Below are 24,525 nucleotides of genomic sequence, written 5' to 3' on the forward strand. Positions count from 1 at the left end.
ATCGAACTGCACATTCTGTGATCCGTTATTGGTCCGAGGAATTAGTGGACATCCACCGTCGATCGATGAGCCACACAAGCCCAGCAAGCGCCATCGCAGCAACGACTGGCCACCGATCGCTACTCAGGTAGAACCCATCGACGGCAATCCCCTGTGTCATGAACGGCCAGAGGAGCGGACTTGTCATCCCAGACGGTTTATACAACAGTAAATCGAGCGCGTAGTGGGACGCAGCACCAGTACACAAGAGTGCGAACACGACACGTCGATACGCGTTCGGGACGAGAAGTGCACCAATACACACAACAAGGAACGTGCCGCCAACCCGATGGAGCGGACTCCACGTGAACGGTACCCCCAGGAGTATGGAAATCATATCGCTGGGGAGCACAAGATCGATTCGATTGAGATCTGGGAGCGTTGAGCCGATCATCACCGCTGTGATGAATGGGTACGAGATCCACTCGTACCGCCACGAAAGCACGATCCCGAGAACGTATCCAAACAAAATGTGGGTGAAGAGATCAGCCATCCGTGTCTTCCTCCGACAAATAGCGGGTATGAAGCGGTGTGTCGCGCGGTGAGAAGGCGATCGCCTTCGGATCAAATCGCCACCCATCGAGGATGCGAACAGCAACGTATAGCGCCCCAAGCACCGAGATTGCGTACATGTACGTTGTCTCCCACGGCTCACGGACGACTGCACGGTCCCGGTTCACGACGAGTGTCCCGTCCGTGGTGAGCGTGCCATCGACGATGACCTCTTGCCCAACATGTACATCCGGCGCATTCTCAACGGGAAGTCGTTGGATTCTGGTGCCGTCCTCAATCTCAATGGTGACGGGATCAGTTCCGATGACTTCACCACCGGTCTCGACGTGCTCGCCAGCAAACTCGTCCGGTGACACGTCAGGATCAGCGAGGTTCGGGCCCGAGTCTGGCGGTGCTGGGTACCCCACGCCAGCAAGTACGAAGAGCCCACTGAGAAGCCCCACACAGATCCCGAGTGCAGCTATCCGAGATCCGAGAGTGGTCGACATCCAAGCCGTGGTCCGTCGGTGCCAGGTAAAGATCTATCGGTGGTGTTCCTAGGCAGGTCTACTGGCAGAGCAGATCAAATACCTCAGTCCTGACACCGGGTAATACGTAGTGTGTTGTTGCTGCCATCGCGTAGTCAGTACATTACCTTGCAGAGATGATTGATTAATTCGGGTATGGCCGATACCGAGTGTAGAGTTGCTGTTGAGTCTGAGCAATCGATGTGTGTATGGTGTCTTGAAGCGATTAACGATGAGCCGATATCCGTTGGTCCAACAGATCGCTTCCCAGACTCGGAGACGCATAGCTGGCCGTTTCACGAAGAGTGCGCTGCAGAATGGGCAGAGTGTCTTCAGCGGTTAGAACGACTTGCACGGGCAGGTGGACGCCACACGTTGGTGGATTTTCCCATTCGAAACGGAGTCTCCGATCTCTACGAATGTGACTGAATTGGGGCTTGGTTCCGCATATTATCCGATGTATCTGGCATTAAGGCCCTCTTTATTCTCTTACTATGCGTGACTCAACAGTAGGTGAAACCGTCTGTGGAGTGCATTATTTTCGAGGGATTCCCGACACCATTATGTATGAGAACACAGACATACAGTTAAGAGACAATTTACCCAGTCAATAGGTTCCGGGGGTTGCTGATAACTCGGTAGGACGCTTATAATTCGACGCCTACCCTATTGCTTGGAAACATACTACATGAGCGAATTAGGAACTACAAAAACGGTTGAAGCGGAACGAGACGGTGAAATAGCGACGGTCTGTGTTGTCGGCTTAGGATATGTAGGGCTCCCGCTTGCAGTCGGGTTTGACCAAGCAGGCCACACTGTACGCGGGTATGATATCTCGCCATCGACAATCGACCAGTTGCGACAGGGCGAAGACCCGACAGGGGACGTCGGTGACTCTGCTGTCGACGAGTCGGACATCGAGTTTGACACGGATCCGTCAGTGATTGAGGATGCAGATGTGGTCGTGGTGACTGTCCCAACGCCTATCACCAACGAGAACGACCCGAACCTCGATTTCGTTGAAGCAGCGAGTAAGACCGTTGGCGAGCATCTCTCGCCGGGAGGGACCGTCGTGCTCGAGTCAACAGTATTCCCCGGGGCAACAAGAGAGATCGTCGTACCAGCACTCGAGGAGGCGTCAGGATTCCGATTGGGTGAGGAGTTCACCGTTGGATACTCGCCCGAGCGGCTAGTCCCCGGCGACGACGCACATAGCCTCGAAAATGTTGTGAAGATCGTGAGCGCGTCAGATGACGAGACGCTTTCGGATCTCGCTCGGTTGTACGAGTCAATTGTCGAGGTGGGTGTCCACGAGGCACCGTCTCTTGAGGTAGCGGAGGCAGCCAAGTGTATCGAGAATGTCCAACGGGACGTGAATATTGCGCTAATTAACGAGCTGTCCGTGGCGTGTGACCGGCTCGGAATCGACTCGAATGCGGTGCTTGAGGCTGCTGGGACAAAATGGAACTTTCACGATTACCGGCCCGGACTTGTCGGTGGACACTGCATTCCTGTAGATCCGTTCTTCTTTATTTACCAGTCGAAGAAGAACGGTTTTGACCCCGAGTTGATCGAGATGGCGCGCGAAGTCAACGAGTATATGCCGAAACACGTCGCGAAAAAGACGATCAAGGGACTCAACCAAGCTGGAAAGGTGCTCAAAGAGAGTCGGGTTCTGGTGCTTGGGTTGGCGTACAAGCCAAACGTTGAGGACATTCGGACATCAGCGATCGATGGAACGATCGAACATCTTGAAGAGTATGATGTTGAGGTCGTCGGTCACGACCCGCATGCTCGTGATGACGCGATGCGTGGTGAGTTTGAGATTGATGTCCAGCCCGACCTCTCGTTTGGGGGCTATGACGCAGTTATCCTTGGAGCTGCTCACGACGAGTACACAGAGCTGGATTTTGGCCGCGTTGCTAGAGAGCTCTCAGGGGATGCCGTCATTATTGACTCCGAGGGTGTCATCGAAAGTGATCTAACGGACCTCGGCGTCTATTACGACAGGATCTGATGTATCGGGACCATACGGTTGGCGTCGTAATCCCTGCCTACAACGAGGAAGGGTTCATCGGTGATGTGATCCGGGAGATGCCGAAGTATGTCGATTGCATGTTCGTCGTCGACGACTGTTCCACTGATGAGACATGGTCGGAGGTGATGGAAGCTGCCCGAGTGGATCGAGAAGCGTTCGTCCCTGGAGATGTTGCCGAGGAAACGCGTGCTGTTGCTGATGGCGGTGGATCGCTTGCCGGACGTGCGGTCCGTCACGACATGATCGGCCGTGTCGTGCCGATCCAGCATGAGGAGAATCGTGGGGCAGGGGGGGCGATCAAAACAGGCTATTTAGCTGCTCGTGATGATGAGATAGATGTGACAGCCACAGTTGACGGTGATGGCCAGATGGACCTGAGTCAATTGACAAAGCTGTTAGATCCTATTGTTGAGGGTGATGCCGATTACGCCAAAGGGAACCGCTTACTGTACAAGGAGTATCGATCGGAGATGCCCAAGTTCCGCTTTTTGGGGAATTCGATCTTGACGTTTCTGACGAAGATCTCCAGTGGATACTGGAAGACGATGGACCCGCAGAATGGGTATACGGCAATTTCAATGTATGCGCTGGAGAACGTCGGTGTGGAGGCCATGTACGAGTATTACGGCTACTGTAACGACCTCCTCGTCAAATTGAACGCAAAAGGGATGCGCGTTGCTGATGTCGCAATACCGGCAGTGTACGGAGACGAAGAGTCAAGTATTCAGTATTCAACCTACATCCGAAAAGTCTCGATGATGCTGCTAAGTAACTTCTTATGGCGACTAAAAGTTAAATATCTTATATTAGATTTCCATCCGTTAGCATTATTCTACGTATTCGGGACTGGAACAGCCGCTTTAGGAACATTCGGGAGTATTTGGTCGATATATTCAAAAGTGGTTTTTGGCGACCCGTTATTTATCCGTGTGTCAATAAGTTTAATATTGTTCAGTATCGGTAGCATGTTCGTGATGTTCGCAATGCTCTTTGATATGCAAGTGAATGAACATAAAGAGAATGGGTATTAAATAGAATATGGTTGATAATATTCGCATATTACGGGTGGCAAATAGCATTTATCCAGAAGTTGTAGGTGGTGTCGGATTACATGTTCATCATATGTCTCGCCTCCAAGCTCAGATGGGCCATGAAGTAACTATCTTGACCTCTGATAATGGCGATCATACTTTACCAAGACAAGAGTTTAGGAATGGATATAATCTTCTGCGCCACAACGAGTTATTCAGACCACTTGATAATTCAATCACGCCAAGAATCATACAAACACTCTATAATAAATATAAGAAATTTGATATACTTCACATTCATTCTCATCTCTATGCGAGTAGTAATATCGCCGCTGTGTTTGCTAGGCTAGGGTCAATTCCGGCAGTTGTGACGAACCATGGACTTATTTCACAAACAGCACCTCATTGGTTACACAGAATATATAATCCTACACTAGGAAAATTCACGTTCGAGTCAGCAGAACAGATCTTATGTTACACTGATACCGACAAAGCCCGATTAGAAGATAGGGACATAAATACGGATATTTCAGTGATTTCCAATGGTATTGATTGTGCGGAATTCAAACCTAGAAACGGTGAATCCGGCAATCAATTGTTATTTGTTGGGAGGTTGAAAGAAGGGAAAGGTCCTAAATATTTACTCAGGGCATTTTCCAAGTTGACAACTAAATTTACAGACTTAAAATTAAAAATCGTTGGTGATGGACCACTAAAGGGTGAACTTGAAGCCAAAGCAGTCAAATTGAACATCTCTAACCAAGTTGAATTCTTGGGAGAGATCCCTAATGAGAGACTTCCCAAAATTTACGATAACAGTTCAGTTTTCGTTCTCCCAAGTTTTAGCGAGGGACTTCCTCGGACGGTACTTGAAGCAATGGCTTGTAGTACCCCAGTTGTTGTCACGAATTTGCCCCAACTACAGCCGATAGTGGAAGGTGCGGGGATAACGGTTGACCCAGGGAATTCAACTCAATTATTTGATGCGGCTAAGCACCTATTAAATTCTCCAGAAGAAAGGGCTCAGATGGGGAAATGCGGCAGGGAAAAGATTGTTGAGAATTATTCGTGGAGGAATACCGTTGAACGAACAACTAATATTTACCGTGACATACTTAGAAACTCTACGAAATCCAAACAATAATATACACAAAAATGAATAGATATATATCAGTAAAATGAATCCCGATCTATATTTGTTTGGTGATCGCATATGAAAAATATTGTCCTACTTGTGATGGATACTGCACGATATGACTACGTCTCAAATTCTGATGTGGCTCCTAATATTAACCAATTAGCAGATAATGGCACAGATTATACGTCCTCATTTTCTGCAGCACCGTGGACCCTGCCGTCTCATGCAAGTATTTTTTCTGGCCAGTACCCATCAAAACACGGATCAAATGCCGCTGCAAAAAGATTTAATCCGAGCTCGCCTAGTTTTGTTGAAGCTCTTCAGAATTCGGGCTACGAAACGATAGGTGTCTCAAATAATACATGGATAAGCGAAGAGTTTGGATTTGATCGTGGATTCACCACATTCTATAAAAATTGGCAATATATCCAATCAGGTATGGATCCAATAACGACCACCCGAAAGTATGATGGAAAAGATAGAATCATCCAATTAATAAAAGAGGTTGTTGATGGAAATCCTCTTGTAAATTTTTCTAACACTTTTTATGCCTTACTGCAAAAAAAGCGCATAGCGGATGACGGAGCAAGAAGTACAAACGAATGGATTTCCCAACGACTCTCCAATAGAGACAGGTCTAATCCTTTATTCCTCTTTGTGAATTATTTTGAGCCCCATCTTGAATATAGGCCTCCAAAAGAATATACGAAGCAATTCCTCCCGGATGAGGTTAGTTATAATGAGGCGATGGAGGTGGAACAGGATGCGTTCAGGTATATTGCTGGTGATTTAGAAATGGATCTCAAGGACTTCGAAATTCTCCGTTCACTATACCGTGGAGAACTTTCTTATCTAGATATGCGTATCGGGGAGCTCGTCGATATTTTCAAAGCCGCCGGCGAGTGGGATGATACGGTATTAATAATTCTTGGAGATCATGGAGAGAATATCGGTGAGCATAGTCTAATGGATCACCAGTATTGCCTTTATGATACCTTGCTTCATGTACCGTTGGTAATTCATGGTGGGGAATTTATGGGGGGAGAAACAGTTGATGATCTGGTTCAACTGACAGACATCGCACCCACTATTCTAGATATTGCAGGGGTTGAAGGGTCTGGTATCACAGATAAAATGCAGGGGGAGTCGTTTCACCCGGCTTCAGATGCCACTCCTCGTAAGTACCTCTACGCAGAATATATGGCTCCACAGCCTTCAATAGAGGCCTTGGAAAAGCGGATTAATGATATTTCTGAGGATGTTTATGAATATGATCGATCTATCCGGATGGTACGTGATAAAAACTGGAAATATATCCGTTATTCAGACGGTACGGAGGAACTTTATGATCTCCAATCAGACATCGGAGAACTAGCTAACTTAGTTGGAAGTTGCCAAGATGTTGTGGACGAATACAATGACAAACTCGATGATTGGCTTCGCAGATTCGAGGAGGATGATGAGAATACTGACGCAAATATGTCAGAAAATATACAAGGACGTCTCGAAGACTTAGGATATTTACAATAAACCAAAATTAAAATCGTGCGTACTAAATCATTACTATGAACACCGTAGATATGGTTGATAACCCTCTTGTTAGCGTTATAATACCAACATATAATCGGAGAGAAGAATTGGAGCGTGCAATTGATAGCGTGCTTCACCAGTCATTTGCGGAGTTCGAACTGATTGTTGTTGATGACAATTCCATGGATGATACAACAAACTTGGTCAAAGGGTACGAAGATAATCGGATTCGATACTTCAGGCATAAACAAAATGAGGGGGTTAGTCAAGCACGAAATACTGGAATACAGCATGCCAAGGGGGAATACATCGCATTTTTGGACTCAGATGATGAATGGGTTCCTGAGAAGCTCGAGACTCAATTAAAGGTTATTGAATCTATGGAATGTCTAGGTGTTTATACTAATGCTTCTGTTAAGCGATCTAGCTATCTAAGATCGATATATGATTTCTTCTTCCATGGAAAACCGCTTACTGGTTGTAGAGAAGAGTTGATTGTGGCACAGCTCTCGTTCAACGGATTTGTTCACGCGGGCTCAACCTTGTTGGTTGAGAGGGAATTATGTGAAATGGTGGGTGGTTTCCCTGAAGAATTACATAGGTATGAGGATCTCTCTTTCGTGATTAACTGCTTGAAGCATGGGGATTTCAAGTATATTGATAAGGAATTGACTATTTTACATGATACTGGAACGGCTCATCCTAAAGATAAGCTATCCGCTATCGAGGAGTTCCGTGTTGGAAATCACGAGTTAATTGAAGATTATGACCGTCGTGGATATCCTATTACTGAAATGCAAGATATATTTATAGCGCAACAACATCTAGCACTAAACGAATACGGATCTGCATTTGAGCACTTACATTTTGCCTATCTTCTAGATATTCGTACGTTGATTGTCATTTTATACTACACTATACGTCGGAAATCAAGTTGACTACAAAATATTCCTCAAATAACCGACATATATTTTAAAATCATCTGAATAACTGCTTTTTCTGAACAACCGAATGGGAAATTTTGAGAGTTTGGCATCTTCCATCACTTGTTCAGAATAGGGAGTTCTCTTTACATAATTATAATATTCTTCTTTATATTCTGGGTATTGAGAGTATTTCCAGGGCTTTCTCCCAGTTGTGAAATGTACGATTTTTGCGTTACATTCTTTTCCACTCAATTTATATTCTAATCGCCAGTCGTACGTCAGGTTATATCGCGGTTCAATTAGTAGTATATCGTTATAGGCTACTTTGTTTATTGTTTCTTGAATAGGCAGCTCTAGATCCTCTGAATTTTTTCGGATATAGTTTTCACACTTATCGCCAATGTTGTATTTTGACCACTGGCTTAAATCTATAACCATTACACCTGTATTAATGTACTCTGAGTCGATCGGGAGTCCGAATTCGTACCCTCTTCTTCTCACGTGCGGGACACCAGCTATGGTTTTCCCGCATAGGTCAATTTCTGCGAGTGAATAAATATCCTCCAGAATAATTGTGTCACCGTCAATATAGAGCAAGCGATCATTTTCCGTGTCGATATATTCATCAATTAATAGCCGATAATATGTTGCTTGGGAGAAATGCTTTGGTGTAGGGAAGTCTGAGATATTATCTACTTCAATAAATGTAACCTCAAAATCATCAAAATTTTTATAGAGGGTATCTAAGTGCTCCGAGAATTCGCGATCCATCTTTTCAGACATTATATAGATATCTAATTGGTTATCTCGGTTGTTATCCAACAGGGACCAGATTGAAATATATGTATGTGCCCAGTAGTCCCCGTCTGGAGTATACAAAACGGATACCGTATCGCTCTGGGTCATGGGTTTGATAAAGTGATAACACTTCATAGGCTTTCGCATCCAATTTCTTTGCTATCTCTTGCTCTGGTGTTTATTATAATCTCACTATTTGTGATCGTTTCTTAGACGTATTAGATTAGAAGGCGCGGATACCAGAAAAATTGGTGTGGATTACACAGAAATAGATGATGTGGGTTTCCAAGAGAATCAGATCATTATCTCTGTCCTGAGGATCTTTATTACGCAACGAGAGGCAATTGATGACACCCCGCTTCATTCTGACGAGCTCGTCGACACCTCACTCAACGACGAGCTCGACGACGAACTCGTTGAAGATGTTGGCTCTGGTCGTGATCTGCGTGGTGCCGTGCGCGTACATCATTCCGAACAGTCCCCACATGACTAGGAGACAGGCGACGGCAACGGTGAGCACGCTGTAGGCGATGAGGCGAGTGAGGCTCATTTTTACAGGGTTTGGATCATGAATTAGGCGATATAGCCAGCCTCAGAATCCCGTTGTCTATGGATCCCAGACAGGGGTAAGTCGACCTATTCGAAAGGTATTTTATGCAGTTTGATTATTAGAAACTATGTCCGACGATCTCACTTTCAAATACAAATTATTGATTTCTTTCTGTGGTTCATCATTTTTACATTACCGATGTTTCAGTTTATTAATGAGGGAGGGCGGGGGAGCCTTGAAGAGTATTCTTTTGCTTTGGTTATCGCTTGGTCCATGACCTATATGATTATTGACGTATTGCCAGAATCAAACAAGGAATCACAAACCGTTCATGAATAATAGGCATCACAAGTTTATTGGAGTCGTCCTTTGTCTTCTCGTCTCCGTTATGGTCATTGGGACCCACTCGGTTGGCCGATTATTCCCCATCGCTCCAGCAACGCTAGCACTGTCTGTCATCACTATTGTTGGATTCTACTATATCTCTGAGAACAACCGGTTGACAATTCCGGTCTTATTCGTATGTGCGATATCTATCATCCATTTCATTTGGATGGCACAGTTCGGTGCTTCGATGGTGGGTACAGATACTGGTAAAATCGTATTGTGGACCCAGCAGATGATTGAATCTGGATCAACTGACGTGATTCCGTCCCCATTCTACTCTTCAGCACCATTGATGGTCATTCTCGCAGCCATTGGGTCTGGTATTATTGGAGTCACCGCGCCGAGTGGATTCTTGATTTATGCGCTGCTCGCCGGCACAATGATACCTATATCAACGGCTGCAATTGTCGATCGGCAGTGGGACGACAGAGGAGCCGCACTCCTAGCTGCTGCCCTTTCGGTAACTGTCGCGCCAATTGTTGGAATGGCAATCGCACCGATTCCTCAAAACATTGCAGTTCTTTACTGGACTGGCGCAATCATGTCTACCAGTCTCTATATCCGACTTCCAGATCGCCGACTGAGTCTGTTTTTACTTGTGGGTGCCTTTGTCACAGGGAGTCTATATTCTCATAAAATTGCTGCATTTTTACTATTTGTCACATTTATTTGCACATTCACCGCCTTATTTGTCAAGAAAATCATTATTGGAAGCCAGAACGAAACGACTGCGTTGAAGCCAACGTTTAATCTCGCGATGTTAGCAGGTTTAATATTGTTCGTACAGTGGGATTACCTCGTCAACTATTTTGACCGTGCTATTGCGAGGATATTAGCAATTAGAACATCACCTCAGACGGCTCCAGAAGTGGAGTTTACTGCGGCAGTTGCTCTTAATGGGGATGTCCTTTCGTTGATTAGTTACTCAATGCAACTTCTTGTCGGCCTTTCTATTGCAGGTATCTGTTGGTGGTATTTGGCTACGACTGACTACCGAAGAGAGAACACAATCTATCTTCTCATCTCGACTGCCGTCATCACATCAATGGTGATCGCGTCAGTGTTCGCTCCAATAAGTAACAACCGGATGCTGTTCTATGCAGCTCCATTATTAGTTGTCATTATTGGTGGCGCTGTTGCCCTAGAGATCACACCAAGGAAAACGCTAATTCTGACTATCGCTATATTATTCATTTTCACGCAGCTCTTTGCAGCCACGGCAACACCAGACTATCACGACTCAACTCGAACGTACCTAACAGAGCCCGAGGCTGATGCTAAAATGTGGGGAGAAAATTATAGCACGAGAGTATATGCGGATGCTAGATTTGCGGGTGAAAACCCACGGTCAAACATAGTGCGTCAAAAGGAACCTTCGATTCATCAACCACTTGGAACAGGTGTATTAAACGGTACTATTAGTTCTGATTATAAGTGTATTGCATACCGAGAGCGCGCCCAAAACAGTCACTCCGTGACACAAGGAACGTATGAGTGGACATGGGATATGGAATCAGAGCTGGAGCGAACTCGGAATAAAGTATACACGTCCAAGTCTGTTTCACAATACTGTTGAATCATACTATTAATAGAATTGAAACAATCTCACAACAACCTTTACTCGTCAGGTTCAGTATACATTCTCCGCGTATGCTCTGATTCGATCGTCACCCCCATCTCTATTCTGAATTTCAGAGATGATCACGCGGAGATCGGTCCCGTTCAGAAGAAATTTCTGACCGGCTTCGAAGCCAACATCGGCACCTGCAGTCGCCGGGCTGAGAGGCGTTATGTCGACCCGAACCGGCTAGCGGGAAATTTTGCTTGACGGGGAGTCGCTTACTAGTAATACTTCCTTCGTCTCGCCGCCGGTGAAGATCAGTTGCGTGTCTTTGACTATCTTCCTACCGTGGTCCGGGGTGATTGTTTCACGACGAGACCACCACTCTACCTTACCGGCGCCCACCTCGAAGTTGATGAGGTTCCCGTAAGTGACGTTCGTGGGTTCGCCCTCAACGTTTATCACACCATCCGCGAGTGAATACAGGTCTCCCGTGATTGTTCCGGTAATATCCTTCGCATCTCTCACGTAGAAGCCCCCTCCCCGCTTGCTATAGAGACCGTATGCGACGTTCTCCGAGGAGTCCAAGTCCATCCCGCTGACCTTCACATCGATCTCGTAGCTGATTATGCCGCGATTGATTCTGTCGGTAACTTCGGACCGAATCGCACAGTCGACGACGTTCGCGCCAGACCCTCCCTGAAAAATAAATGGAGATTCATCGTTTGTGAATGGAGTGGGACGTTTAGCGCAGAGACCCCGAAGTGTCGGGTTCGCCGTGCCGGGCCCCGAAGATATCAGTAGGTCAAACCGATTTTGTGGTCCGTCGGAGCCGTCACGTCCCCGTCAATCACGAGGTTGAGTGTGCTGCCGTCTTGAGCAACGGAGTTGCGGTTGTCGGAACGAACGCTGGAATAGTGACATCTTCGTCACAATGAAGCCCTCGCAAAGAAGGCGATATTCAGCGACCCAAGGAACCGAACAGGCCATGGCCTGATCACAAATTCGGAAAACAATTCGTCTAGGTCCTGGATCACAAACTTATAATTATAGTATCGGTGGTTCGTACCATGTTTATCACGAGTCGTTTTTTTTAACAGTTCTTCCCAAGTATAATCTGTGAAACGTTTCCACGAATTGGGCGTGTCTTTTTTCTCCGGATGGATTATATTTTTTCCCAAAAACCGTATGAAACCACCAATACCAACCTCGATCGGGAAATTAAGAAAAAAATGGCCGCCGGGCTTAAGACAGCGAATAACCTCTTCAATATATCCACGTTCGTCAGGAAAATGCTCGATTGCACTTAAAGAGACGACTGCATTCAGTGAGTTATCAGCAAAAGGCATCGGTGGAACGCCTGAATGAATTGCCTCAATCCCACGTTCTCGAACTTCTCGTACCCGATCTTCCACAATCTCCACGCCAATAACTTCGTCAAATCTGTCAGAAAGATATTTCTCCTCGAAATATCCATCACCACAGCCTACCGAAGCCACTCTTCCACCACCGTGATGGACCTCGTCAATCAGTGTCGTTAGTTCAGTCATTCGAGAATTTTCATACCAGTCATAGATATATTCAGTCTTATCCGCGATAGGAGTTGTGTCGTGTGTATCTGGATCCAAGGCCATGTTATAGGTCTCTCATTCGCAGATTTGTAATAATAACTATCTGCTAGATAGTGTTCCCACCCATTATATACTGGCTGTCCACTGACCCGTCGCCGTCGCTATCATATCCAATAGCAAGTTCCGGAAGTCCGCTAGCGGTATTGCACCTATCGTCGACAGCAATTTCTCCGTCTAGATCGGGGATCGCGACGAGAGATCATCGACGCCGGACGCTAGCCTCTCGTCTTTGTAGGTTTATATGATCGATGCTGGCAGTATTTTCTCTGTCGGATTCACTCAGAATGGGGAAAATGTTCAAACACCAAGATTATCGTACCTGCACTGATATCGATTGATATGGACAGGGCAGAATTCTACTATCTATTGCTTGTCCATTTCGGGCCTCGTGTTCAGATAAGCTGATTCCATACGAAAGCGAACGATCTGAGCCATTCGTCAGCAGTTTCTGCTCTGGCGTTGCTAAAACAGTTTGAGAAACTGGTAGTTCGGCGTTTTATTTCACGAAAGACACGTTCGACGCTGTTCCGATTTCCATGTCGTTCGTACCTGAAATCGAGGTCGTGTTTGCGACAGGCTCGCTGAAGTGAAGCTGATCCATCTACGAGAACTGTTGCGTCATCAATGTCGTGTTTGTCACGGAGATCAGCGAAAAACCGATCTGCGAGAGCGTTGTTTGTCGTCGGTTCAAGCTGTGTATGAAGTAGATCGTTCGTTTCCGGATCGACGACAGCGTACAGCCAATACTGTTCATCGTCAAGTCGAATCACTGTCTCATCGACCACAATGTTATTCGGGCTCCGACCAGATTCCGGCTGTAAATCGGCCTTGTGAACCCAGTTATGAACGGTCGATCGAACTCGATCAACACCGAATACCTCAAGAAACAAAACAGTATTAGAAAGCGATAGTCCAGACAGATGGAGCTGAATACTGAGCTTCATCAACAGCTTCGGTGTTGCTTCTCGCTCCACAAACTCTAAGTTGATCTCGTCTAAACAGCCGTTGAGGCGGTTGTTTTCGGGCATAGAACACTTTGAAAACGCACCGCCTCACCTTTCAATCCTTATCTGAACACCGCCATTAATCGATACAGAACTACTATAAGTGCTTTCGTGGTTGCCACTTCTTTGGTGAAATATAAAGATCGCTGGCAATAAGTATATTAACCACACATCTCTGTAGTTCGCCTCAGAGTGCTGAATTCTAGATATCGCAATCGTCCAAGAAATCCTCAAATGATTCGTATTCCGGTTCCGAATCAAGAAATAATTCAATTTCGCTCGCAGGTAAATTCCCATTATCAGTTATCCTTCTACGAAATTCAGGAGTTAGATTCTCCTCTTCACGTTCCAGAAATACCGGGAAAAATTCTTCAAAATCCGAGAGTATAGGATCTCTATCAAATCTCTGTTTTATAGATTCAGCATAGTGCTTCGCCTCAGCCACATATTCGCTTCTCCTTTTCTCATAGAACTCGTCTAGGTTTAATAGCTTTCTTGCTGGAACTCCCCCTACAACGCAGTCGGAAGGTACATCGTCATTTACCAGCGAATTTGAACTTATAATTACGTTATCTCCAATCTCTACGTTCTTCAATATCGTAGTATTATTTCCGATGAATACGTTATCTCCAATCTTTACTTTTCCTGCTGAACCGAATATTCCTCCGTACTTGTTTCGGAGAACACTCCATGCATAGTCGTGGGTTAACACTGTTGTACCTCGTGTCATTTTCACATTATCGCCTATTTCAACAAGGGAAGGCCTAGTTACGTCAATATGGCTAGTTTCTGGACTATAGAATTCGGTATTTTCCCCTATCTTCACTCCTTGTACACGCAGGTATCTTACGTATGCGTCTGATGAATATTTGTCTGGGTACAAGAGCATGAGGAACGGCTTTCTAACTTTTATAGCTAATTTTTTAAGAAAGTCGTTATTCACGAAGTGACGTATCATGCTTGTTGATTACTATTTAAGGATATAGTTGTTACGTGTAGTCTCTATTTTTCGCTATCACTGATACCAATCTTAGGGATTTCACAGCAATTATCGCATTTAATTTAATTTCCTTGTTGAATCCGACGACAGCATGGGACCACTGTTTGAACGCTTGTTCGAGGTTGTTGACTGTGGCGGTCACCACGAATTCGCGGAACACGCGGTACCATGCGCACGATTGGACAGCGGAGCCGAAACGACGCTTGATGACCGAGACTGCTTTCTCGGTCATCCAGCGTTGGCCATAAATTCGCTATCCAATCGTGTGCTGTGTGCTGATCGTAGGCAGCAAACAGTCGGTGGCGAAGCAAGGACCGGGTGCTCTCTGAACCGAGAGCGTTCCGGAGCGATGGGTCGTCATAGCTTTTGTCGCCGGCGAGACTCTCGATTTCTCGGTGTTGCGAAGGGCGACTCAACGGCCAATTTGTATGTCGTGGACCAGTGTACCGAGCAGCGAATATCGAGGAGAACGCACGAATCAGCGTCAACGAACGCCGTCGTTTTGAGCGTACGTATGTGGCGATCCGAGCGGTGTTGGTAGTGTCTCGATGCCGTTTCGCGATCGAAGAAGTGGCATCAATAGAACTGTCTGTGCGGGCCTGGGTCGCAGATATTCGCAGACTCACGAAGGAAGCCGCATCATACAGACATGGGACCCTCTCAAGCGACCGGTACAGCGTTGAGGGTACGGGAAATGCTGTTCGAGGGGGCTGTAACAGACTACGAAAGCGATCTATTTCACTCACCCAATCGACGATCTCGCGGTATGTCGCGCCCATGTGAACCCGCAAAAAGTGGAGCATGACATACTTGCACCTGGAAAATCCGTGGCCAGTCGAATCACTCACCACCGTTGGATTGGCGGCACAGCGCTTTTGCGCCAGCGACGCGTCTTGCTTAACGAAGCGGAAGAGTCGAATGTGGCCAATCTACTCTTCCGCTTCGGTACTCTCCTTACAGCGACGCTACTCCGTCGGCTTCTGCGGATTCAACAGAGCATACCCTAACATATTTAACAGAATGGTTCACATAAATAATTTCGATCAAATTCCATATTGAGCAATCAACTAGAACCGACGGCTTCTTGATGTTTCATTAGTTTCCTACCAGTAACAACATGTCTACGACCCCAAATTTTGGAAAGCAATTGCGCTATATTCAATCTCGGTTATATTCTGGCAGAGTTCGTCAGATCATCCGTAAAACGGGCCTCAACAAACTTCTCTCAAAACCATTCTGGCAACTTGTGTACGCTCTTTCCGAGAATACGCAAACACAAGAGATCGCTAATCAATCAATAGACTTCCGGACCGATACGTTCACCGAGTTCATGCGTTTTCGTAATCTCGCTGGCGAAAGTTCCGTTGTTGAAGATCTACTGAACAAACTCGATTCGGACGACATTTTCTACGATATCGGTGCGAACGTCGGAACCTACACTTGCTTCGCTGCCGCCGAACTCGGTCCTGGCAGAATGGTTGCGTTCGAGCCCGAACCGGAGAACGCGGATCACTTGCGAGAAAACCTCGAACTGAACGACCTTGACGCCGAAATCATTCAGATCGCGCTGTCCGACACCGACGGCACCATCGATCTCGCTCTCACCGGTGACGAGGCCGGCGAAGGTGAACACGCCATCGCGACCGGCAACACCGAACGAACCCTTGAAGTCGACACTGCCAGAGGCGACTCGCTACTCGAAGATCGCGAACTGCCCAAACCGACAGTCCTGAAGATCGACGTCGAAGGTGCCGAACTCTCCGTGCTCCGAGGACTTCGAGAAACCCTTCGTCAGAACTGTCGACTGGTGTACGTCGAAGTACACCCGGAGAAAATTAGGGGCTTCGAGGCAGAGGTGTCTGAAGTTGAAACCCTCCTCACGGACGCTGGCTTCGAAGTGACGGAGTTATCCCAGCGCGGAAGCGAGGTCTTTTTACGAGCATCGATGTAGATTTCAAGGAGTAAAGACTGTATCCATCACCGTAATTAATGTATGAGCTGAACCCGCATGATGTGTAGTATCTCCGTAGTGCTCCGATTATGAATAATATCGTTCGAGGGTTTATTTCGATCTTCGGATCAAAAATAGTTACCCTGTTTCTTGGACTTCTCATAACACCAGTTCTCGTCCGGTTACTTGGTAGCTCACAATACGGAAACTATGCGTTTCTCCTCTCGATCTTGAGTATCACGATGATTCTCACTAATGCTGGAATCTTTGACGGAATTCGAAAGTATATCGCCGAGGATCGAGTAGAGTCAAACTGGATCGAACACGTCTTCGGCTTCTATCTGCGAATAGCTTTCATATTAGCTGTCTCCGCAGCGGTGACGTATTTTGTATTTTCGTGGCTTGGTTTCTCTGATCGCTTTTTTGGAAATAAATTTGGCATTTATTTTTATCTTCTTGGTATTCTAGTTATTTCCCGTCAAGCGAATTCCGTCGCTCGTGGTGGACTAATGGGACTTGGATTTGAGGACCGAAGTGAACCGCTGAGAATCCTGAAGAAAGCTCTTTTCGGCGTTTTTGGTCTCTCTCTCGTGTATGTCGGTCACGGACTCGTCGGTGTTCTCGTCGGACAGATCGTGTCCACCCTGATCGTCTCAATTCTCGCGTACGCGATGCTGTTTCAAAACCTCAGTCTTCGATCCGTTTTCGCACGTCTTCCGGACAAGTTCCCAAAAAAAGAACTACTTTCTTTTAATAGTCTCAGCGTTGTCCTGATCCTCTTGACGGCTTCCCTGTACCATGTCGATATTCTTTTTCTCAGAGTGTTAACTGGTGATCAAGCGACTGGATACTACAAGGCCGCACTCGTGGTTGCTGAGTTCCTCTGGTTTGTGCCGAACGCGCTCCAGACGGTACTTCTCCATTCGTCTTCGGAACTCTGGGCGAACGATCGCACGGATCGAATCACGACATTAGCGTCCCGGACCACGCGCTACAATCTCTCACTTGTACTTTTGTTCGCGATCGGTTTGGCAGTGCTTGTACGAGATTTTGTTCCACTGTATTTCGGATCCGGCTTTGACGCGGCCGTGTTGCCACTTCTCTTGTTACTCCCGGGTGTTCTCGGCTTCGCGCTCGCTCGCCCGATATTCGCTATTGGACAGGGAAAGGGTCAACTTCGTGTGCTAATCCTCGCAACCGGTACAGCTTCGCTTATTAATCTCTGTCTGAACGCGCTACTAATTCCAACGTACGGAACTCGCGGAGCAGCTGTCGCCACAAGCATCGGTTACGGATCGATGTTGGTACTTCACGTGCTCGCTGCGCGGCGAATCGGGTTTGATCCGATCGACGATCTCCGCCTTACGAGGATCGCAATCGTTGCCCTCCTCGCTGCTGGTATCATCTTTGGACTCTCATCGGCGATCGACTCGTCTATTGGTTCCCTCATCGTGGTCCCGCCAATCGGATTTGTTGTATATGCCATCCTGACTCTGAGGCTCTCCGTAATCTCTCCAAAAGAAACTGAACTAATCACGCAGAGATTACCAAATCTGATTAGAGAGTATACAGAATCTATGATACGGTTTGTTGCTTGATTTATCTTTTTTATTCCTGTTTCCTATCTGAATGAAGATTTCTACGTCAACATTTTCGCGCCTTTGATATGACGGGTTTCGTCAGATAGTCCTCTTCGTAGGAAAGCGAGCACGGCTTACGTATACCAAAAGAAGCTGTTTGGTCCTTGTTCAATCCTGCTTTGTCAGTCTCGTCCCACGCTCGCGCTCACAATCCGTGTACGGACGCTCGTCGACAGAGTTCGCCGGACCACGCCGGGATCTCCCGCTCTGCTGTCGGTTCGCGATCGCTTCCGAGGCGTATGTGATTAGTACTGGCCCGACTTCCCCTCAATCGGCGGGCGGAGCAGGCCGAGTACCTCGGGACGTGACCCCGAGAGACCTCATGCAGGATTACCCACGTCGTCATGGAGCGTCTTGACACGTTCCAACTCACTCGCCCATGCCACGTCCGCGGGCGTGTTCACATTCATACGCCCGCCGAACCGCAAGGTCGCCACGTCGTACCCCGCACGCACCAACAGGCCCAGAACCTCACTCAACTGATACTCGCCCTCGGCCGACGACTGTAGCAGCGCACAGGCATGAAAGACATCAGCGGGCAGCACGTAACACCCGGTCGTGACGAGCGTCGACGACAGCTCGGCCGACTTCTCAACTATCCCCGTTACGCGCCCCGCCTCGTCCGTCTCGAGCACGCCGGTCGTGGTCGTGATCTCGGCCGACACCTCCTCGACAGCGAGCACGGCGTCAGCCTCCTCAACAGCTGCGGGTGTGACGCTCCCTGCGAAGACATTATAACCGTTCACGAGGAGAAGGTTCGACGTGCGGATCTGCCTGTAACACCACATGCCCGAAGCCCAGCCGCTCGCGCTGGTGGGCGTACGTAATAGGAGTCCCCTCTAATGCGTCGCCGAATCGATCGATGATCTGCCCCGCCTCGTGCCCGACGATCACGACCAGTTCGGCGGCCCCGCCATCGATCCCCGTCTCGAAACCGTACACAAGTAGCGCCCGCCCCGCGACGTCGACGAGTCCCCTTCGGTCGGTCGTCGGTGAGCTCGTCAAATCGACTGCCCCGCCCAACAGCAAGAATGACCGCGTCCATACCAGACCTAGCACATACGAGCCACCTCAAGCCGTCGGTCTCTGGCCCCAGCTGTCGAACAACCTGCGGCTTCAAGTCGAGATCATCCCTCAACACCACCTCCCCGAACCAGACACCGCTGGCTCTCCCACACCCTCTTCACAGTCGATCAAATACGAACGCCCATGCGCTTGCTTGACCCTACTCGGAACCGGAAGCGCGCTCCCGTAACCGACGCGGCTCCAGACGGGCGCTGTCGTTCACCACGCCGAGTCAACCCATCTCGTCGACTGCGCCAGCGGCATCACCCACCGGCTTACACAGTCGGCTATCGACTACCGTTATGTCGACACCGTCCTCCTGACGCACACACATCTCGATCACGTTGCGGACCTTCCCACCCCCGCCAAGGCCCGTCTGCTCGACGGCCATGACACGTTCACCGTTATCGGTCTGCAGGGCATCCAAAACGTCTGCGACGCGTTATTCGTCGTCGATGATCTCGCAGAGCGACTCACCATCTCTGTCCGTGAACCCCCAGCCGGCGCGGATCCGTTCACGATCGACGACCTTGAGATCGAACGCGCCCCAACAGATCACTCGAAACCCGGGTACGAATACCAGTTTGACGAGCAAGTGACGACTGCCGGTGACACGGCTCCAACCGAGCCAGTTTGTTCACTTGCAAACGGATCTGATGTCCCCGTCCACGAGTGCACGTATCCGGATGGAACGGAGGCACCAGGGCATTCGACACCCACGGCACTTGGGGAGCTGTTCACAGATGTCGATGTCGACCGCATTCTGCTCACGCATTTGTTTCCCCGAGACGGAACCGCACGCCGATGAGCTTGTCAGCACCATCCGTGAGTACACGGACGCCACCGTCGACGTTGCAACAGACCACACAAGCGTGACTCTCGATTGATTATGATGACCGCACCAACGGCTCGTACCACTCTCGGTTCGCTTGATACCACTCGATGAACTCGCCGACTCCCTCCGTGATCGTCCGTGAGGGCTCATACCCGATCAGCTCGCTTGCCTTCTCCACTGATGCGTGCGTGTGCTCGGCGTCAGCCTCGCGCGCAGATTCGTACTCAATCTCCAGTTCGGGCGCGAGCTGGTCCCGCACCGTCTCGGCTAACTCCTGAATCGAGATGTTGTTCGAACTCCCGATATTTAACACGTGGCCATCAGCGGCGTCGAACTCTAACAGCGTCCGGTTCGCGTTCACCACGTCAGCCACATAAGTAAAGTCACGTGTCTGTTGGCCGTCGCCGTAGATCACTGGTGGATCGTCCTTCACACACCGCGAGACAAAGTTCGAGATAGCCATATTCGGCCGCATCCGCGGGCCGTACACCGTGAAGTAGCGTAGACAGACGGTCGGCAAGTCATGAAGCTCCGTGTACACGCGGGCCATGTGTTCTTGGGTGAGCTTTGTCACGCCGTAGGGACTCACCGGCTCGGTTGGATGATACTCTTTGTAAGGTAACGACTTCGGCTTGCCGTAGACTGACGACGAGCTCGCGAGGATCACCCGCTCGACGTCAGCTTCCTTGGACGCCTCTAAGAGATTCACCGTTCCGCTGACGTTGATATCGGTCACCTTCCGCGGGTTGTCCACGCTCTCGCGCACGCCCGCCTGTGCAGCTTGGTGAACAACGACATCAACCCCAGCGACGAGTTCCTGAACCGTCTCCTGATCTCGAACATCCCCCTCGACGAATCGGTACTCGGCGTCTCCTTCATCAGCTACCTTGCGATGCACATCGAGCGTGTGACGCTTAATCCCCTCTGCGTAGAAGGGTTCAAAACTGTCGAGCACCGTCACGATGTGGCCATCAGAAAGAAACGACTCGGCAAGGTGGCCGCCAATAAATCCGGCCCCTCCCGTCACGAGGATTCGCATACGCGTTCTTCCAAACGATGACACAAAACTCGCGCGGTTCATCGAAATGGAGCCTCGGGTCTCGACCGCGACATCGTCTTACAGGGGCATCTGCTCGATTCGTCTGTTCTGCTTCACGAACAAGTTGGAGTCACGTCGACCCGGCTTCGATTGCAATTCATTTTTTTTAGGATGCTTGGATCGAATGCCGTTCGTATTGGCAACAGTATTTTTTCCATCTCCTCCTGAGCGTTGGAGATTTCAGGTTTGGAGTCGGACCAAACCCAGACACGGTAAGAATCCATGTGGGGCTCACGGACTGTGGCGGGTGGGACTGCTGGGAGTGCCAAGCCCCCGGTGCTCCTATCTTCTATTGTGCTCGGACTCCCAGAGTTATTTTTGCCTCGGGGAGTCTAGCAGACGTTGAGGGGTTCGGTGTTACTTTTTATCGGCGTACAGCAGTCAGGCACAGCATCGGTCTATTGTAGGAACTGGCCGTTCACCTGACTGGTTCCGATTATGTCTGGTTGCTTGGGGCGGACAGGCCGCCATCGTCGGACTGGCGGGAATCGCTACCACTACTGGAGGTCTCGCTTGTCACACTTCCACTTCCCTCTCTTGCAACAGCTCCTCCGCTTTGTCCCGATCCTCCGGATACCCAACGTCAACGCGCCAGCCCTCGATCCCGATCGCGTCGATGGTCCGCCCGCTCTGGATCAACAGATCGATCGCCTCGCTGATCTCGTACTCGCCCCGATTGGACGGCTGGACGAGGTGACACGCATGAAAAATGGCCGGACTAAACGTGTAGAACCCGGTCATCACCAGATTCGACGGCGGGTCGTCGGGCTTCTCGACCACGTCCGTCACTTCGCCGTACTTGTTCGTGTCGCACACCCCGTACCGCGACGCGTCTTCCCAGTCGACCTCCTCGACAAGGAACGCTGCGTCGGCGCGGTCTTCGCGCTGGCGGCGCACCACGTCGTCGAGGTTCGCTTGGAAGATGTTGTCGCCGAGGATGAGCATGAAGTCGTCGTCGATGTGCTCCTCGACGGTCAACAGCGCGTGGGCCAACCCCTGTTGCTCACGCTGGTGGGCGTACGTGATCGGAATCTCCTCGTACGCGTCGCCGTAGTGCTCGATGATGTCTTGCTTGCGGTAGCCGACGACGACGACAAGCTCGTCGGCACCCAACTCAGCAAGCTGGTCAAAACAGTGCGTGAGGATGGGCTTTCCATCGACTTCGACCATCCCTTTGGGCTTGTCCTCGGTGAGCGGTCGGAGGCGGGTGCCCTCGCCGGCCGCGAGTACGACAGCTTTCATACGACAGACGACGGGACGATGCCGTCATAGGTCTTTTCATGTTTCCAATCAAAGGAGCTTCTCGCCCCGGCAGCAACCATCGCGATACAGGATCGTATCATCAGGAGTGAATACATCGGGGTGACCTTCGCAGCGTGGTTCGGCTAAGCTGAATCATGAGTCAGCACCGCCGACATCAATTAATACATTTCGGGACGATAAACCTCAGATGAATAACTAACAAGTGCCGGATATTTTCCGTGCGTCTCTCTTGTTCTCATGGGATCGAACACAGCGGTGTGTGTTCGCCGGAGACCACAAAACCGAACCCGTAGAGCGGAGGGGTTCAGGCCGGATAAAAGGGTACTCACAAACGGCTCTCGTAGTGACGCCATCTTCTGTGTTGTTGAGTCCGAGCTTACCGTACGGTTGGTATCGCATCGGCAACAGGACTTCTATGCTTGAAGATGACTGGATCGCTCACATGACCCGATCGCGTAGTAGAGGCAGATCCGGAAGCGAACCAATCTTAACCAACATAAATGTCCATTTGGGTGAAATGTTGGTTAATTATCGTCGTATTCACCATCAGAGCATTTCGGTAGGAGGAGAGCAGGCAATGAAGAAGTACTTACTCCGATCAGGGTACTGCCCCACCTTCCTTCCAAGCCTGCAGTAGAGAGCGGGACAAAGTCCGAGGAGATGCAGTTCCACCCACGACCATAGGTTCAAAACAGCGACTCTAACTCTCCGTCACTATCCATCAGCTCCGAGAAGTGCTCCTCCCTTTCGTCGGTGATCTCATCGATGTTCTCTTGGGCTTCGATGGCGATTTGCTGAAGCTCTTTCACTCGTGGGACGTTCGTCACGCCGCCGAGCAGCACGAGCGCTGCGACCGTCCCCTCCCCGCGTCGCGGATAATCGCCGCCGCGGACTTCCATCGATCCCGTCTGCTCTTCGAGCCACTTGCGGCCGTGCTCAATCCCTTTCCGGTTGAGATACTCCGGCGGGCCGGCGACAACGAGCAACCCCCGTTCCGTCCCGTTCACCTCACAGGGCAGCGTGAGTCGACCAAGCGTCGCTTTCCGGACAAGACTCGTAACTCGATTCGTCGTCTCCGTGCTGTCGACCTCGGTACCTGTATCACCGCGAAGCCGCGAAAGCAACCCTTTCCGCTGCGGCTCGTCCACTTCGACGTCTGCATACCCCAATGAGGAAATACCGCCGCCTTTGAGCGTGTTGATGATCTCTGATGAGTCGACCACGCTTTCGGCGACGTCGCTTCCCTTGGTTACCTCGCCCGCGCTGAAGAGCACGCCGAACCGCTGTACGAGCTCCGTGTTGATCGCGTCGAACCCCTCCCCGACGGACTCGCCCGAGCTACGCCACGCGTCATTGTCGAACAGCATGAGGTTATCCACCTCATCGACGAACGTTTTGAGCGACCGCGCGGCGTTCAGCGTGTAGATTCCGCCCTCGTCGCTGCCAGGTAGAATTCCCAGCCCGTACACGGGTTCAGTATGGATCCGCTTGAGATTCTTGGCGATCACGGGCGCGCCACCCGACCCAGTCCCGCCGCCGAGCCCCACGACGATGAGGAAGGCGTCGATCTCATGGACCGGCACCGAGTCAAGTGCCCCTTGGATCTCGTCGATATCTTCCTCAGCAATCTCCGCGCCCAACTCGTTGTCTGCACCTACCCCATGTCCCTTCACGCGCGCTTGACCGATCAGAATCCGACGATCCTTAGCGAGACGGTCAAGGCCCCTGAGGTCTCCCTTCGCTGTGTTGACAGCGATCGCCCCACGAACAACATCTGCACCGGTCCGCGCGTCGTACGCCAAGAACTCGTCGACCACCTTCCCGCCCGCCTGCCCGACCCCGATTAATGCGAGTTTCATGGGAACACACTGCGTGAGAACACGCAGGCAAGGCGGATAAAGGTTAGAAGATCGAAATATTTGGTGGCTCCGCTGTAGTTGGAACAGGGCCGTTCACACGGTCACGTCCTCGTGATTCGAACACGGATACCGCTCTGGCACTTGACAACCAGGCTATCAAT

Annotated in this window: 22 protein-coding genes; 9 read left to right on the forward strand and 13 right to left on the reverse strand. The window is 49.6% G+C overall.

The window, feature by feature from the left end:
- Positions 1-25: 25 nt before the first annotated feature.
- Both DJ73_RS06235 and DJ73_RS06240 read right to left on the reverse strand, forming a co-directional pair.
- Positions 26-532 carry a metal-dependent hydrolase gene (locus tag DJ73_RS06235; RefSeq protein WP_094557546.1) on the reverse strand — a complete coding sequence of 169 codons (507 nt, stop codon included), beginning with the start codon at positions 530-532 and terminating at the stop codon, positions 26-28.
- Positions 525-1,040: a hypothetical protein gene (locus DJ73_RS06240; RefSeq protein WP_094557547.1), complete on the reverse strand. Its 516-nt coding sequence runs from the start codon at positions 1,038-1,040 to the stop codon at positions 525-527. The genes DJ73_RS06235 and DJ73_RS06240 overlap by 8 nt, the downstream gene beginning before the upstream one ends.
- 706 nt (positions 1,041-1,746) lie before the next feature.
- Here DJ73_RS06240 and DJ73_RS06245 point away from each other — a divergent pair.
- The 5 genes from DJ73_RS06245 to DJ73_RS06265 all read left to right on the forward strand — a co-directional run bounded on the left by DJ73_RS06245 (position 1,747) and on the right by DJ73_RS06265 (position 7,733).
- The gene (locus tag DJ73_RS06245) at positions 1,747-3,075 is read left to right on the forward strand and encodes a nucleotide sugar dehydrogenase (protein ID WP_094557548.1); all 1,329 of its coding nucleotides are present in this window, start codon (positions 1,747-1,749) and stop codon (positions 3,073-3,075) included.
- On the forward strand, positions 3,075-4,127 hold the full coding sequence (locus DJ73_RS06250) for a glycosyltransferase family 2 protein (RefSeq protein WP_094557549.1): 1,053 nt from the start codon (positions 3,075-3,077) through the stop codon (positions 4,125-4,127). Before DJ73_RS06245 ends, DJ73_RS06250 begins: the two co-directional genes overlap by 1 nt.
- 7 nt (positions 4,128-4,134) lie before the next feature.
- The gene (locus DJ73_RS06255; protein ID WP_094557550.1) at positions 4,135-5,271 is read left to right on the forward strand and encodes a glycosyltransferase family 4 protein; all 1,137 of its coding nucleotides are present in this window, start codon (positions 4,135-4,137) and stop codon (positions 5,269-5,271) included.
- Between the two features lie 69 nt (positions 5,272-5,340).
- Complete coding sequence (locus DJ73_RS06260; RefSeq protein WP_094557551.1) at positions 5,341-6,795, forward strand: sulfatase; 1,455 nt, start codon at positions 5,341-5,343, stop codon at positions 6,793-6,795.
- A 35-nt stretch (positions 6,796-6,830) separates the two neighbouring features.
- The gene (locus DJ73_RS06265) at positions 6,831-7,733 is read left to right on the forward strand and encodes a glycosyltransferase family 2 protein (protein ID WP_094557552.1); all 903 of its coding nucleotides are present in this window, start codon (positions 6,831-6,833) and stop codon (positions 7,731-7,733) included.
- Here the strand turns inward: DJ73_RS06265 and DJ73_RS06270 are convergent, their stop codons facing one another.
- Entirely contained in the window at positions 7,734-8,627 is an 894-nt protein-coding gene (locus DJ73_RS06270; protein WP_176451085.1) for a glycosyltransferase family 8 protein, read from the reverse strand.
- Positions 8,628-8,904: 277 nt separating this feature from the next.
- The gene (locus DJ73_RS20205; protein WP_176451086.1) at positions 8,905-9,069 is read right to left on the reverse strand and encodes a hypothetical protein; all 165 of its coding nucleotides are present in this window, start codon (positions 9,067-9,069) and stop codon (positions 8,905-8,907) included.
- Between the two features lie 553 nt (positions 9,070-9,622).
- Here DJ73_RS20205 and DJ73_RS19695 point away from each other — a divergent pair.
- Complete coding sequence (locus DJ73_RS19695) at positions 9,623-11,032, forward strand: hypothetical protein (protein ID WP_141212917.1); 1,410 nt, start codon at positions 9,623-9,625, stop codon at positions 11,030-11,032.
- A 231-nt stretch (positions 11,033-11,263) separates the two neighbouring features.
- Here DJ73_RS19695 and DJ73_RS06275 read toward each other — a convergent pair whose 3' ends face one another.
- The 4 genes from DJ73_RS06275 to DJ73_RS06290 form a co-directional block, all read right to left on the reverse strand.
- Entirely contained in the window at positions 11,264-11,626 is a 363-nt protein-coding gene (locus DJ73_RS06275; protein ID WP_141212918.1) for a hypothetical protein, read from the reverse strand.
- A gap of 320 nt (positions 11,627-11,946) precedes the next feature.
- Entirely contained in the window at positions 11,947-12,651 is a 705-nt protein-coding gene (locus DJ73_RS06280; protein ID WP_094557555.1) for a bifunctional 2-polyprenyl-6-hydroxyphenol methylase/3-demethylubiquinol 3-O-methyltransferase UbiG, read from the reverse strand.
- Positions 12,652-13,040: 389 nt separating this feature from the next.
- Positions 13,041-13,676 (reverse strand): IS6 family transposase, encoded by a 636-nt coding sequence (locus tag DJ73_RS06285; protein ID WP_094557556.1) that lies wholly within the window; start codon positions 13,674-13,676, stop codon positions 13,041-13,043.
- A 178-nt stretch (positions 13,677-13,854) separates the two neighbouring features.
- Positions 13,855-14,610, reverse strand: coding sequence for an acyltransferase (locus DJ73_RS06290; protein ID WP_094557557.1), 756 nt, complete (start codon positions 14,608-14,610; stop codon positions 13,855-13,857).
- Positions 14,611-15,769: 1,159 nt separating this feature from the next.
- Here DJ73_RS06290 and DJ73_RS06300 point away from each other — a divergent pair.
- Together DJ73_RS06300 and DJ73_RS06305 are read left to right on the forward strand one after the other, a co-directional pair.
- Positions 15,770-16,603, forward strand: coding sequence for an FkbM family methyltransferase (locus DJ73_RS06300; protein WP_094557558.1), 834 nt, complete (start codon positions 15,770-15,772; stop codon positions 16,601-16,603).
- An 89-nt stretch (positions 16,604-16,692) separates the two neighbouring features.
- Positions 16,693-18,201 carry a flippase gene (locus DJ73_RS06305; protein WP_217900427.1) on the forward strand — a complete coding sequence of 503 codons (1,509 nt, stop codon included), beginning with the start codon at positions 16,693-16,695 and terminating at the stop codon, positions 18,199-18,201.
- 362 nt (positions 18,202-18,563) lie between these two features.
- Here DJ73_RS06305 and DJ73_RS20900 read toward each other — a convergent pair whose 3' ends face one another.
- Both DJ73_RS20900 and DJ73_RS20905 read right to left on the reverse strand, forming a co-directional pair.
- Positions 18,564-18,926, reverse strand: coding sequence for a sugar phosphate nucleotidyltransferase (locus DJ73_RS20900; protein ID WP_254921609.1), 363 nt, complete (start codon positions 18,924-18,926; stop codon positions 18,564-18,566).
- 49 nt (positions 18,927-18,975) lie between these two features.
- Positions 18,976-19,248, reverse strand: a complete 273-nt coding sequence (locus tag DJ73_RS20905; protein ID WP_254921610.1) for a hypothetical protein — start codon at positions 19,246-19,248, stop codon at positions 18,976-18,978.
- A gap of 349 nt (positions 19,249-19,597) precedes the next feature.
- Here DJ73_RS20905 and DJ73_RS21335 point away from each other — a divergent pair, with 349 nt between their 5' ends.
- Positions 19,598-20,116, forward strand: a complete 519-nt coding sequence (locus tag DJ73_RS21335) for an MBL fold metallo-hydrolase (protein ID WP_394338322.1) — start codon at positions 19,598-19,600, stop codon at positions 20,114-20,116.
- Between the two features lie 79 nt (positions 20,117-20,195).
- Here the strand turns inward: DJ73_RS21335 and DJ73_RS06320 are convergent, their stop codons facing one another.
- The 3 genes from DJ73_RS06320 to DJ73_RS06330 form a co-directional block, all read right to left on the reverse strand.
- Positions 20,196-21,182: a GDP-mannose 4,6-dehydratase gene (locus tag DJ73_RS06320; protein WP_094557561.1), complete on the reverse strand. Its 987-nt coding sequence runs from the start codon at positions 21,180-21,182 to the stop codon at positions 20,196-20,198.
- A 576-nt stretch (positions 21,183-21,758) separates the two neighbouring features.
- Positions 21,759-22,484, reverse strand: a complete 726-nt coding sequence (aglF, locus tag DJ73_RS06325) for a UTP--glucose-1-phosphate uridylyltransferase AglF (RefSeq protein WP_094557562.1) — start codon at positions 22,482-22,484, stop codon at positions 21,759-21,761.
- Between the two features lie 707 nt (positions 22,485-23,191).
- Positions 23,192-24,364, reverse strand: coding sequence for a tubulin/FtsZ family protein (locus DJ73_RS06330; RefSeq protein WP_094557563.1), 1,173 nt, complete (start codon positions 24,362-24,364; stop codon positions 23,192-23,194).
- Positions 24,365-24,525 lie beyond the last annotated feature (161 nt).

Source organism: Halorubrum sp. Ea1 (genome assembly GCF_002252965.1).
GTDB lineage: Archaea > Halobacteriota > Halobacteria > Halobacteriales > Haloferacaceae > Halorubrum.

Coding starts and splice junctions, on each gene's coding strand:
- DJ73_RS06235 (WP_094557546.1), bottom strand. CDS start 532: ATGGCTGATCTCTTCACCCACATTTTGTTTGGATACGTTCTCGGGATC.
- DJ73_RS06240 (WP_094557547.1), bottom strand. CDS start 1,040: ATGTCGACCACTCTCGGATCTCGGATAGCTGCACTCGGGATCTGTGTG.
- DJ73_RS06245 (WP_094557548.1), top strand. CDS start 1,747: ATGAGCGAATTAGGAACTACAAAAACGGTTGAAGCGGAACGAGACGGT.
- DJ73_RS06250 (WP_094557549.1), top strand. CDS start 3,075: ATGTATCGGGACCATACGGTTGGCGTCGTAATCCCTGCCTACAACGAG.
- DJ73_RS06255 (WP_094557550.1), top strand. CDS start 4,135: ATGGTTGATAATATTCGCATATTACGGGTGGCAAATAGCATTTATCCA.
- DJ73_RS06260 (WP_094557551.1), top strand. CDS start 5,341: ATGAAAAATATTGTCCTACTTGTGATGGATACTGCACGATATGACTAC.
- DJ73_RS06265 (WP_094557552.1), top strand. CDS start 6,831: ATGAACACCGTAGATATGGTTGATAACCCTCTTGTTAGCGTTATAATA.
- DJ73_RS06270 (WP_176451085.1), bottom strand. CDS start 8,627: ATGACCCAGAGCGATACGGTATCCGTTTTGTATACTCCAGACGGGGAC.
- DJ73_RS20205 (WP_176451086.1), bottom strand. CDS start 9,069: ATGAGCCTCACTCGCCTCATCGCCTACAGCGTGCTCACCGTTGCCGTC.
- DJ73_RS19695 (WP_141212917.1), top strand. CDS start 9,623: ATGGCACAGTTCGGTGCTTCGATGGTGGGTACAGATACTGGTAAAATC.
- DJ73_RS06280 (WP_094557555.1), bottom strand. CDS start 12,651: ATGGCCTTGGATCCAGATACACACGACACAACTCCTATCGCGGATAAG.
- DJ73_RS06285 (WP_094557556.1), bottom strand. CDS start 13,676: ATGCCCGAAAACAACCGCCTCAACGGCTGTTTAGACGAGATCAACTTA.
- DJ73_RS06290 (WP_094557557.1), bottom strand. CDS start 14,610: ATGATACGTCACTTCGTGAATAACGACTTTCTTAAAAAATTAGCTATA.
- DJ73_RS06300 (WP_094557558.1), top strand. CDS start 15,770: ATGTCTACGACCCCAAATTTTGGAAAGCAATTGCGCTATATTCAATCT.
- DJ73_RS06305 (WP_217900427.1), top strand. CDS start 16,693: ATGAATAATATCGTTCGAGGGTTTATTTCGATCTTCGGATCAAAAATA.
- DJ73_RS06320 (WP_094557561.1), bottom strand. CDS start 21,182: ATGCGAATCCTCGTGACGGGAGGGGCCGGATTTATTGGCGGCCACCTT.
- aglF (WP_094557562.1), bottom strand. CDS start 22,484: ATGAAAGCTGTCGTACTCGCGGCCGGCGAGGGCACCCGCCTCCGACCG.
- DJ73_RS06330 (WP_094557563.1), bottom strand. CDS start 24,364: ATGAAACTCGCATTAATCGGGGTCGGGCAGGCGGGCGGGAAGGTGGTC.